This is a genomic window from Candidatus Enterococcus huntleyi, from assembly GCF_009933175.1.
GTDB classification, from domain to species: Bacteria; Bacillota; Bacilli; order Lactobacillales; family Enterococcaceae; genus Enterococcus_K; species Enterococcus_K huntleyi.
This window is the reverse complement of sequence record NZ_MAEJ01000027.1, coordinates 45,376-57,815: the sequence shown is the minus strand read 5'-3', so window position 1 is coordinate 57,815 and position 12,440 is coordinate 45,376. Positions and strand designations below refer to the sequence as shown.

Sequence of the window (12,440 nt, the reverse complement as noted above, 5' to 3'; positions counted from 1 at the left end):
TTTCGGGAACGATATTTTTTTCTTCTTTCAGTAGATAATTTGAATTTTTGGATTCAAATCTAACTTCAAAATGTGTTATATATCCTTACAGATTGACTAGTAACTTGCTTGATCTTATAAATTTCGACTATTCTAGTATATTTTTGGACCTTTTTATCTCCGCTAAAGCACCAAACGTCCAAGAATGAACTGAAAATTACTCTTAAATGCACTCCTTTACCTGTTATCTTATTGATTTATTTAATCAAATTACTAATTACCACCTCTAGCAACAGGGATTCTTCCTAATAACGAAACATTAAGTATACTTAATGTTTTGCTCTATTTACGATTGAAGAATTTTGACACTTATTTTGGGCTTAACAGAAGGAATACTCCAAAAAATTAAGTATACTTAATCTTTTGGGGTCTAATTTTGGACGTTCAATTTATTTTTCCTCAAAAAATAGAAAAACCATTTTTTCACTACGAATCACAAAAAAATTTTTGGACGATGCTATTAGACTTCTTTCACTGGAGAATCCATTCAAATCCAACCGCAGACGTGTTATATATGGTCCTTACAAATTATGATAGTACACTACACCCCAAAAAAGCGATTTACTCAATTACTCCGAGTAAATCGCTTCTCCTATTCATTTCACTTTCGATTAAATCGAGCGGTATTGTTCAACCTTCAACTCATTGCCTTTAATCCGAATTTCTGGTGTTTCTGTTTCGAGATAGAAGGTCGTTGAGAAGGTAATTTCGTCATTGACGATAATCTCGCAACAAGCTTTATCCACATAAATTTTCACGGTTAAGTCAGCAAATGAGCATGCCCGGCTTCGTTTATCTGAAGAAGCTTCTTCTCCTTCAATCACTTGCTTCAGATGCGTACGATCGACGGTCAATAACTCTCCATCATAACGAAAATCTAGATAATCGTCTGCGCCACCTAATTCGATAGAAAATGGTTGTTTGGTCTCAACCTGCGTCAATGATTCTAGTTGTCCGCGATAGTCTTGGTCGACTTGTTGAGAACTCACAAGTTTCACTGACTTTTGGTATTCAGAAATCACAGTTTGACGTAATTTCCCATCAACTAATCGCAGTTCACGAGGAATAATCATGCTACCAGCCCAACGATGTCCTAGGTCATCTGATGGAATATTGCGACCCCACATTTGTTCCCAAGCAATCATAATCCGGCGGCCTTGAGCATCTTCTAGAGTCTGCGGTGCATAGAAATCTAAGCCTGAATCAATCTCATCATAACTTTCAGCGATAAACGTCCCCTGCTCCCAGTCGACATGACCAACAAAATAAACCGAACTATTCACGTTGGTATAACGATGGCCGTCTGGTGTGAAGGCAATCGGTGAGACGATTAAGACTTCTTTACCGTCCAGTTCAAACAAGTCTGGGCATTCCCAAATTTTCCCTTGCTGGGCTTCAGCGGTTAGGAAGACCGAGGTAAATTTCCAGTTCTCCAAGTCAGTTGATTCGAATAACAAGACATTGCCGATTCCCTCATCTGTCGACGCTACCAGTGAATAATATTTATCGTTTTTCTTAAATAGTTTCGGATCACGGAAATCCGTCGTATTTTTTGACTGGCGCTCATCAATCACAGGGTTATGTGAGGATTTCTCAAAAGTAATCCCATCAGTGCTCGTTGCTAGACACTGAATTTGTCTCGTCTTGCCGTTCACTTCTGAAACGCCTGTATACATCAAAATTAATTTGTCGCCTTCGACTAAGGCCGTCCCCGAGAAACAGCCGCCTTCATCATACGGCATATCCGGCGTTAAGGCTTCTGGTAAATGTTCCCAGTTCAGTAAGTCCCGACTTTTGGCGTGGCCCCAGTGCATCGGGCCCCATTTTGCTGAGTAAGGGTGGTGCTGGTAAAACAAGTGGTACTCGCCTTTGTAATAAACAAAGCCATTCGGATCATTAATCCAACCAATCGGCGCGGAAAAATGCTGGCGCGGTTTATACAACGGGTTTACTAATTCTTGATTCTCTAAAATCCATTTATCAACAGTCATATTCTCATCCTTTTAAGTAGTCATCATAGTTTCTTTGTTTAATTTCTAGCCATTCGTCCAAGCCAAATGCTTTCAATTGTTCTAAATAGTCATCCCATTCTTGGTCGATATTGCCTTTCGTGATCCATTCATCTCTTTTTCTCAAAATGTAGTCTTGCATATCGGCATCAATATCGGCTAAACGCTTGGTATCTTCAGCAGATAAGAAGATATTTGGGTAGTTATTTTCATTTTGAACGTTCGGGAAAATGAACTCGCTCATCAAATCAAGACGCCATTTTGCATCATCTGGCATCGTTGTATATTCGCCATAATAAGTATCCAAAATAGCTAGCGGTCCACCCACTGCTGTTTTCTGACGCACTTCCACAGGTGCAGCACCGTCTAGTGGTTCATGGGTTAATTTATTACTACTTTTATCATAGCTAAAGATATTTTGGCCTTTATCGCCGTACGTACCCCAGTTATTTTGGACAGACTGAATTGGGTCATACATTTGATCAATCCATTTAGCAGTCAGTTCAAGATTTTTATTGGCAGAAGTAATCACAAAACGGTCTCTCGAGAAGCCAAAATTATTGGTTCTAGTAACATTAACCTTGCCTGTTTCATTGGCAACTGGTTGATACATCACATAATCATCGGTATCGCCAGTCACATTGTGGGGGTCCCAAGTGAAGTACAAGCCGTATTTCTGGTCGTTCCCTTTAGCGACATAACGGGCCCAATCCTGCTCGAAGCTTTCTGTATCGATTAAGCCTTCTTCATAGGCTTTGTTAAAGAATTTAACGGCTTTTTTGTAGTTTTCAGTATTAGCAGTAAACTGGACTTTGCCATTATCATCCACAACTAAATGATTGCCATTATCGCCGGTGCCATCGCCAAAAGCGGCAAAGAGCATTTTCAAATCATTGCCATCATCGTTTGACACAAAGCTCATAGGAATCTCGTCCGCTTCGCCATTGCCGTTTGGATCTTGTTCTTTAAAAGCTTTCAAAACATTGTACAATTCTTCGGCATTTTTTGGATGCTCTAAGCCTAATTTAGTCAGCCAAGCTTGGTTAATCCAGCCTAATGAGTTAACTGTATGAATCGATTCCTTGCCTTCCCCTAATTCTTCAATCCAAGGTAATGAATAGATGTGACCATCTGGTGCCGTCAACATTTGTTTGTATTCTGGTGCAGTTTCAAAGACTTTTTGCAAGTTAGGCATGTATTTATCGATTGCCTCTTCTAAAGGTACAATCACCCCGTTTGCACCCCAGTTCAATAAATCCTGCTCACTGGCGCCGGCATTAAAGATTGCGTCTGGTAAGTCGCCTGAAGCAATATCCAAGTTTCTCTTTTCGGCAAAATCATTGGCGTAATTTGTCCAGTTAATATGGACGTTACTCTGTTCCTCTAAACGTTTAAATACCAACATATCATTCGGATCTTTCGGTGCGGTCGAATTTTCTGAGACCAGCATTTTCAACTCAACCTTCTCTTTTAATGGGAAAGCCACATCTGTCAATTCGTAATCCTTACTCGCTGCGGCACTACTGTCGTCTTTCTTGCCACAAGCTCCTAAAGCCAATAACATCGCTGCTGAAATACCGATCATCATTAATTTTTTTGTTTTCATCATTTTTATTTCCTCTCCTATTCATCAAATTAAAATTGGCTAATTTAGCCTTTCATAGAACCCACTAACACACCTTTATCAAAGTATTTCTGGAAGAATGGATACATAATAATTAGCGGTAAACTTGAGATGATAATCGTGGCATATTTGATTAATTGCGCGACTTTTTCCATCTCAGCCATGGCCGCTTGAGAACCAACCATATTGGTATCAATCTGATTTTGAATCAGAATATTACGCAAAATTAATTGCAGCGGTTGTAAATCAGGATCTTTAATATAAATCATGGCATCAAAGTAACTGTTCCATTGGCCAACAAAGGCATATAAGAATAGAACAAACATGATTGGTTTTGCTAACGGCAATAAGATTTTGAAGAAGATTTGCATATTGTTCGCGCCATCAATTTTAGCGGCTTCTTCTAATTCATCCGGTAAGCCTTGGAAATAAGTTCTTGCTAAAATGATGTTCCAAATATTGATTGCACCAGGCAAAATAATCGCCCACGGTGTATCAAGAATGCCTAAATCCTTCACGACCATGTAGGTTGGAACCAAACCACCACCGAAAAACATCGTTAACATGAAGAAAGACATAATGACTTTTCGACCAACGAATTCTTTTTTCGACAACGGATACGCACAAATCATCGTAATGAAGGTTGAAAACGCAGCATAGGCAAATGAGTAAAACATTGAATTGACAAAGCCACGTAAAATTGAGTCATTCGCCAAAACTTTTTGATAGCCTGCTAAGGTCCAATTTTTTAGATTAAAACTAATTCCCTGACTCATCAAGGTATCAGGATCCTGAAACGAGGCAGCTAATACGTAAGCTAATGGAACCACTGTAATGACGACCAATAAGCCGATCAATATGCGATTGACGATTAGGACATTGCGGTCAAATCTCGTTTGTTTATTCAGCATTATAGTCCCTCCCCATCATTTAATTTTTTAACTGTTTGATTGACCACAACGATCAAGACCAGATTAATGACTGAATTGAATAGGCCAACAGCTGTTGAATAACTATAATCGCCAGATTGTAGACCGACTTTATAGACATAGGTCGCGATAATTTCTGAGCTTGGTAAATTCATCGTCGTCTGCATTAAGTATGCTTTCTCGTAACCAACACTCATGATGCCCCCAGCGGCTAAAATGAAACTAATCACCATCACTGGTTTAATCGCTGGCAAGTCCACATGCCAAATTCGTTGCAAGATGTTAGCGCCATCAATTTTAGCAGCATCAATTAATTCCGGTGAAACATTTGAGAGTGTCGCTGTATAGAGAATCGATGACCAACCAATTCCTTGCCAAATCCCAGAGAAAATATAGAGTGGCCGGAAGAAATCTGGCTCAGTTAGAAACGGTAACGTCTTGCCTGTGACTGCTTCATAGAGATGATTGACTGGGCCTTTATTTGAGAAGAATAAGAAAATCATCCCGACAATAATCACGACCGAGATAAAGTTCGGTGCATAAAGAATCAGTTGCAAGCGTTTCTTTAATTTATCACTGGCCAATAGATTAAAGGATAATGCTAAAATAATCGGTGGGAAAAAGCCAAGTAACAACCCATAGACACTAAGCTTTAAAGTATTCCCCAACAGAACCATAAAGTTTGGTGAACTAAGAAATCGCGTAAAATGTTCAAAGCCAACCCAGGTACTTCCCATAATTCCTTGTAGTGGATTGTAATTTTTGAAGGCAATCAGTAACCCGTATATTGGCACGTATTTAAAAATAAAGGTTAAAACAATTGCTGGTAGCACCAATAAGTACAACAAATAATTCTTGCGCATGTATCGTAAATTTTGCTTCACTTTTTGTTTCATTTTTATCCCCCTTCTTTATTGAAACGTTTCCAGTTTGTTCCAAAAAAATAAATCGTCTATTTTTGAAACGTTTCCGATATGGATATTCTATACTAGATGATTTATTTTTTCAACCACTTTTTATAATAAATTTTTCGCTAAAGCAAAATTCCCGAGCGTTGCTGAACCATTTTCTGCTACAGCCGGTAGACATAAATAGCTGTCTAAATCAGTAATTTCGACATAATTATTCATGACTTTTTTGAATTCATTTTTGACTTTCGCTAGTAATTTTTCACTCATTACCCCACCACCTAAGATAATCATCGTTGGTCGCAGCGTTAAGGTTACTTGGACACAGGCTTGCGCAATATAATTAGCCAGCAAATCAAAAACCGCATGATCTAAGGGAACTTTTTCACCGCGAATGCCTAGTCTCGCCTCGATTGTCGGTCCACTAGCAAGTCCCTCTAAACAATCCTTATGATACGGACAGACGCCTGCAAATTCTGAATCTTGCGGATGACGTTTGACTGACACATGACCCATCTCAGGGTGACCCGTCACGCCAATAATTTCCCCATTCAGAACAATCCCCGCACCAATCCCTGTGCCGATTGTATAATACACTAAGCCATCCACTGATTTGTTTCTAGCGATATACTCGCCATAAGCCGAAGAATTCACATCCGTCGTAAAATAAACCGGTACTTGCAATTCTTTCTTAATCGCGCTGACCACATCGGCATCTCCCCAACCTTTTTTAGGAGTACTGGTGATATAGCCATATTTTTCATGTGTCTCCCGATTCTCCAACGGACCAAACATCCCCATGCCAATGGCCGAGATATTTTTACCCTTAAAGAAGCGAATCACCTCGTTAATTGTTTCCTCTGGTGTCGTTGTTGGAAAAACTGTTTTTTCGACAACCTCTAATTGTTCATTGCCAATGGCGCAGACAAATTTTGTCCCGCCACCTTCGATACTGCCATATAATTTCATCCCTGCATTTTCCTTCCACTCATAAATTTAATTAATCGTCGTCCAGCCTTCAATAAAGGTTACTGGAATAATCGTTTTGTAAGCAATTGGCTCGCCATTAATGGCGTTCATAATTTGCTCCACCGCCACTTTAGCCATACTTTCTAAAGGTTGGCGAATCGTCGTCATCAAATAATCGCGCTCCTCTGAAAGTTTGACGCCATCAAAACCGATGATCTGAATGTCTTCCGGCACGCGTTTGCCTAATTTTTCTAATTCACGCATCACATTTAAACCGAAAAAGTCATTGATCGCAAACAAACCATCGATAGTATCATTTTCAATAAAAAATTCACGCACGCGTTCTTCAAAATCGACGAGCGGTTCCTCGAAATCCAATATAGAAACCTTTTTACCCGCAGCTATAGCCGCTTTCTCAAAATAAATTCGGCGATTCTTTGTTTCACTTTCCTTATCTTGATGCGTTCCCATAAAAGCAAAATGTTGGCAGCCTCGTTTGTTTAACTCATCGAAGGCCATCTCACCGCCTTGTTTACTATCTGCCGCGACAATCGCGACTTTACTTGTGAAATGGCGGTCAATACTGACAAACGGAATATCCGACGAGACACTCTTATCGATATCCGTATAGGTAATCCCAATAATCCCATCGACTTTATTCTGCTTAATCATTTGAATATATTCATCTTCAACTTCCGGATCGCCGGTTGAATTACACAAAAATATTTTGTAGCCTAAAGCCTTCAGCTCTTTTTCTACGTGAAACCCAAATTCAGAAAAGAATGGATGCCAAATCGTTGGCACAATCAAGGCAATCGTGTTGGAACGATTCGTTTTCATCCCGCGCGCATAAATATCTGGTTCATAGCCCAACTCTTCAATGGCCCGATTAACTTTCTCTAATGTGCCATCCTTCACACGAACGCCGTTAATCACTCGCGAAACCGTGCCAACGCCGACGCCTGCAAGCTTTGCTACATCCTTCATCGTCGCTTTCATGTCAGCCCTCCTTATTTTTTGTTCTTAGTATAGCACAAGTACGAAGACATTTGAAACGTTTCCGATTTAACTTTTTAAAATTATTTACGCAATTTTTCTGGTGAGCGACTATAGATAGAGCAACTAATTTGTACGAAAAAAACCTAGAAAGTTTTTCACATAAAACATTTCTCTTCTAAGCAAAATTACTTTCTGCCAAGAAAAAAAGACCCCGAAGAGTCTTTATGCTTTATTGATGAGTGGCTTCCCATCAGCATTCAAAAGTGGTGTCAAACCTGAAGCTCCGTATACCGAATCGTACGTGTACAAATACTGAACCCCTGTCGTCTGATCGGTCACTGTTCGAACTACTACTGTTCCTTTATCACATTTCTCTTTAGTCACTGTAAATCTATTTTCCATTGTTCCGCCTCCTCATTTATTTGATGAATTCAGTCTATCAAACGTCAGGATGTAACTAGACAAAACTTCCCCAACGGTTGAAAATGTGGCCTGAACGGTTGTAGAGTGAGGCTAAAAATAACTTTCACACACTCTCGAATACTTAGCTTCCCCTAAGCTCTCTGCACTAATTTTGATATAATTGAAGTGAGTTTTGAAAACAGCTATTCGTTCGTCTTACCGTTCCTTGACTCTGATAATAGTTTGTCTCTGGAATATTAAACAATATTCACGAATTGTTGAGCGGCTGTTAAGTCTTTACTTTTTTTGAATAAACAGCCATTCCTATACCAATCACAATAATCACCAAGCCAACACCTATTCCAAACATGCCATCATAGAAGGAGGTTGGTTGATTGCTGGCAAATGAATTTAACGAAGTTTCCGTCATGACCATCGCCGGCAAAGCCGCCGCGATACTGATTAATTTTTTCCCAAATAATAACAAATCATTCTTTGATTCTCTCTTTTTACCTAAGAGATTATAAAAAGCCATTCCAATATCAATGAAACTGAATAATGCGATACAGATTCCTTCTTCCATTGAGTAGACTCGCTTATTTTCTTGTAAATAAAATAAACCTATGTAAACTATATAGCTACATCCAGCTAAGCCTACGCAAACACCCATCATCCGAAATTTTTTCAATAACAAACCTTCATCTACAATTTTTTCCCGTTCTTTGGCGATAAACTGTCGTTTTGCAAAACCGAATAGCCAGGTATAAAGTCCATTTATACAAAAATAGCCATTCCACGTGATAAACCCGGTAGCGAATTTAATCACTGCAAACAAATAGTTCCAAGCACAGCTAAGCCATATCCTCAAAACTGCTTTTCTTTTATCATCTAAACCAAAATAGCCGCGGATTTCTGCAGATAGTATTTTAAACTCTTGCAACATCTTCTTCTCCTTTTTACATTTTACCTGTCCTAGATTATGTAGTTAGTTCAATATATGCCAGGATTAAATTTTCTAAGTGTCTCTAATAGAATTGTTTAAATTTAAGCATAGTCTTCGAGTACTCCCTCAAATTGATATACTATTTAAGACAAGGATATAATGCATATATTACTAGAACAGATTCTCTGAAATAATATTAACCAGTTACTATTACTTAATAATCGCGTAATCTTCAAAAAAAAGAATCGGTTTTGGCCACTGATCCCGATGAAAAGCTAGCGCATTTTTTATACATTGGACCAACAGGTAAGTCATCAAAAATAGAAATAGCATATAGGATAGCGAGTAAATGCCTCCACTAAAAATGCGACCAATTGTACCGTTCACCAAATTATTTAAGGTGTCCAGAATTCTAATTGTCCAACAAGCAAAAACCGATAAGATTAAAATCCATAATCCTTGATTTGCACAATACTTTGCGTATTTCTCATTTGGACAAACTAAGAGTGGTAACCAAAATAACGTCCCGGTATATGCTAACTCGCAAGAAAGTTTATTCATTCGCTCTCGTTTATTCACCGCCTTTACCTTTACTTTACGGGGGGCTTCTACAGTCGCCCCACACTCTAGGCAAAATGCATCATCTTTATCCAATTCCGCCCCACAAAAATAACACTTATTCATCATAGACGCCCCTTTCTAGACCTATTCTTCTTCCAAGTAAATACTGCTAATCCAATCATTCCCTATAGATAAAGATAGTATGCTTATTTTTTTCATAGTTATTTCTCCTCTTTTTTTTCATTCATTTGTCTTTCTATAGATATTGTAGTCTTCGATTACTTGGAAAATTTTAATAGATTGTTAAGGCTCTGTTAAGAGAAAAAATAAAAATATAACTTACCTCCTTCTTTTGTTTTTTTGATCCCAGTAAGGTCGAGGAAAATTTAGTATACTTAAATTTCTTTGGTCTAATTTTGGACTTTCCACTTACTATTCCTCAAAAAACTAGGTTTCCTTTAAAATTCATAAGAAAAAAGCGTGAGGAAAGACTAAATAATTAGTCTTTCCTCACACTCTAAATCCCAATATACACAGCAGCCAATCTCACGGAAAATAAACGGTTTTCTATTTATTTTCTGAGGTAATCTACCTATTTTATAATGAAACAGTAAAAATTGTGCCCTCATTTTCAATACTATCGACTGCAATCGTACCACCCAGTAATTTAACCACTTCTTTTACCATTGAAAGTCCTAACCCGTTTCCTTTAGTCGCATGGGAAGTGTCTGCTTGATAAAATTTATCAAAAATATAATCCACTTTTTTGTCATTAATTCCACAGCCTGAATCTGCTATGGAAATAGCTAGAGTGGGCGCAGATGAGGGACTAAAAATCTTGACGCTTCCACCGGGTGGAGTAAATTTGAATGCATTGGATAATAAATTGTTCCATACAATATCGAGCAAATCCTCATCGCTTTCGATAAATATATCTTGCTCCAATTGGATATCTAACAAAATATTTTTCTCTTCCCAAATAGATTCAAAGCCTAAAGCGCATCGCCTAATTTGTTCACAGATATTGTATCTTTTGGAAAGGATCGAAATTTTTTGATTTTCCAGTTGACTCATCTGCAATATATTGGTCACCAAGACTGATAAACGACTAGAGGCCTTAACAATTGTTTGTGTATATTTGATTTTATCTGCTTCTGACAAGTGAGCCTCCTGCAATATCGTTGCGTAATTGTGAATAACAGATATTGGCGTCTTTAGCTCATGTGAGACATTTGAAATAAACTCTTTCTTCAACATTTCAGTACTCCCAAGCTCTTCCACCATTGAATTGAAATCTTCAAAAACTACTTCGAATTCATCTTTTTTTCCATCACTTCGAGAAGGTTCAATCCTTACTGAGTAATCTCCCTGAGCAACCTTCCTTGTTGCTGTTTTGATCTTATCAAAATATGCATGGATAAACTTTTTACGCAACCAGGCAAATAATAAAGTAATCAAAAAACTAATGACCACAATATAAGCTCCCATTGATAAGACAATATACTTTAATCCAGATTCTTCTCTATCAATTTGAAGAAAGTACAAGCCAGCATAGCTACCACAGATAAATAAAACGGCTAAAAATAAAAAGAAATAATTAGCTACCCCTATCCTTTTTACATTTATCCTTGGATCTATCTCTTTTTTCATAAAAGCACCGCCTTATAACCGAGTCCACGCACAGTCACTATTTCAAAATCGGTGCATTCGGCAAGCTTTGTGCGCAGATTTGTAATATGCACATCGACCGTTCTTAGCCCACCGTCATTTTCAATCCCACTGAATTCATTAAGAATCTGACTTCTGGTAAACGTCTGTTTAGGATAGGAGAGTAATTTAAATAACACTTGAAATTCACGCAATGTCAGCATGATTTGTTCCCCTTTGACGGTGGCTGTCATTTCATTTTCATCTAAGATAAATTCACCTATTTCAATTCTCTTTTGTGACGAAATCTTTGCTCTGCGTAAGAGCGCTTCGATATGTAATATCAGCTCAGCAAAATCGATTGGCTTTACCATATAGTCATCAATCCCCAGCCTATAACCTCTTTGCTTAGATGAAAAATCATCTTTTGCGGTCATAAATAAAATTGGGATATTACTGTCCATCTGACGAACAGTCTCAGTAAACTCATACCCATCAATGTTTGGCATCATAATATCAGAAATAATCAAATCATACTGTTCTGAGTACAAGTAATCATATGCCTGCGTAGCATCTAAACAGCTAGTCGGTTGGTATCTATTACTACTCAAATATTTACAAACCGCATAATTAAGTTCTTTATCATCTTCGACAACTAAAATATGTATCATAACAACTATCCCCTTATATTTATGAATGAGTAATTCTTTTTGAAATGTGCCTCTTCAGAATACTTAATCCGCTAAATGCTATTCTTTAAGAGAAGTAATTCTCCGAAGGAAATCAAAAATGTTTTTTTCTAACAATAGCATAAATAGGAATCGATTTAACCAACTATTTGTTAAATGGAAAGTTTCTTATCCCTATAGACACGATTAAATTAAGAATACTACAGAATTGTTTAGAGAATGTTAAGGAGAAATCTTCTAGGAAAACAACTAAGCTGTTGGGTAAGAATTGGCGTCATTGGAAAGATAATAGCAAGGTTATTATAGCAAACGATAGAGCTGAAAATAAGGTTGAAAAAATTCTTCACCCAGTAAGTATAAAGGTCATATTTTAATGGCAACATACCATGCTTAGTCTTCGCATCAAGTTCAATATGGATTTTTCATGGATTGTTTATTGAGTATGTCTTCTACTAGATTGACAATTCAATTAAGAGAATAAATAGCAAATCTAGCAGTAGGAATTCCTGTAATCAAAAAGTTCTGCAGTCCTTGAAGGGGAATCATGAATTACCAGCTGTGTTGTCTGTTCTACTTACCAAGTTTCCAAGTAGTAGAACGGTTTGCGTAGGTCGATAAAAGGGAAATTGAAAATTTATCCTCCTTACCCGACCCTAGCCCTTACAGCTGGTTTGAACTGATTTAGCAATGAGATCAACGCCCTTTGTTGAGCTGCTTGCGA

At 37.8% G+C, this 12,440-nt stretch carries 11 protein-coding genes; all 11 read right to left on the bottom strand.

The annotated features are described in order from the left end of the window. Positions 1-650: 650 nt before the first annotated feature. On the bottom strand, positions 651-2,030 hold the full coding sequence (locus tag BAU15_RS11510; protein ID WP_161842889.1) for a glycoside hydrolase family 32 protein: 1,380 nt from the start codon (positions 2,028-2,030) through the stop codon (positions 651-653). A 4-nt stretch (positions 2,031-2,034) separates the two neighbouring features. Continuing rightward, complete coding sequence (locus BAU15_RS11505) at positions 2,035-3,654, bottom strand: type 2 periplasmic-binding domain-containing protein (protein WP_161842956.1); 1,620 nt, start codon at positions 3,652-3,654, stop codon at positions 2,035-2,037. 44 nt (positions 3,655-3,698) lie between these two features. Next, positions 3,699-4,583 carry a carbohydrate ABC transporter permease gene (locus tag BAU15_RS11500; RefSeq protein WP_161842888.1) on the bottom strand — a complete coding sequence of 295 codons (885 nt, stop codon included), beginning with the start codon at positions 4,581-4,583 and terminating at the stop codon, positions 3,699-3,701. After that, positions 4,583-5,497: an ABC transporter permease gene (locus BAU15_RS11495; RefSeq protein WP_161842887.1), complete on the bottom strand. Its 915-nt coding sequence runs from the start codon at positions 5,495-5,497 to the stop codon at positions 4,583-4,585. The genes BAU15_RS11500 and BAU15_RS11495 overlap by 1 nt, the downstream gene beginning before the upstream one ends. A gap of 120 nt (positions 5,498-5,617) precedes the next feature. Continuing rightward, the gene (gene scrK, locus BAU15_RS11490) at positions 5,618-6,478 is read right to left on the bottom strand and encodes a fructokinase ScrK (RefSeq protein WP_161842886.1); all 861 of its coding nucleotides are present in this window, start codon (positions 6,476-6,478) and stop codon (positions 5,618-5,620) included. 27 nt (positions 6,479-6,505) lie between these two features. After that, complete coding sequence (locus BAU15_RS11485; protein WP_161842885.1) at positions 6,506-7,477, bottom strand: LacI family DNA-binding transcriptional regulator; 972 nt, start codon at positions 7,475-7,477, stop codon at positions 6,506-6,508. 222 nt (positions 7,478-7,699) lie between these two features. After that, positions 7,700-7,879, bottom strand: a complete 180-nt coding sequence (locus tag BAU15_RS11480; protein WP_161842884.1) for a DUF6440 family protein — start codon at positions 7,877-7,879, stop codon at positions 7,700-7,702. Positions 7,880-8,168: 289 nt separating this feature from the next. Next, entirely contained in the window at positions 8,169-8,822 is a 654-nt protein-coding gene (locus tag BAU15_RS11475; RefSeq protein ID WP_161842883.1) for a hypothetical protein, read from the bottom strand. A gap of 210 nt (positions 8,823-9,032) precedes the next feature. Beyond that, on the bottom strand, positions 9,033-9,506 hold the full coding sequence (locus BAU15_RS11470) for a hypothetical protein (RefSeq protein WP_161842882.1): 474 nt from the start codon (positions 9,504-9,506) through the stop codon (positions 9,033-9,035). A gap of 474 nt (positions 9,507-9,980) precedes the next feature. Further along, positions 9,981-11,033, bottom strand: a complete 1,053-nt coding sequence (locus tag BAU15_RS11465) for a HAMP domain-containing sensor histidine kinase (protein ID WP_161842881.1) — start codon at positions 11,031-11,033, stop codon at positions 9,981-9,983. After that, positions 11,030-11,701, bottom strand: a complete 672-nt coding sequence (locus tag BAU15_RS11460; RefSeq protein ID WP_161842880.1) for a response regulator transcription factor — start codon at positions 11,699-11,701, stop codon at positions 11,030-11,032. Before BAU15_RS11460 ends, BAU15_RS11465 begins: the two co-directional genes overlap by 4 nt. Between the last annotated feature and the right edge of the window lie 739 nt (positions 11,702-12,440).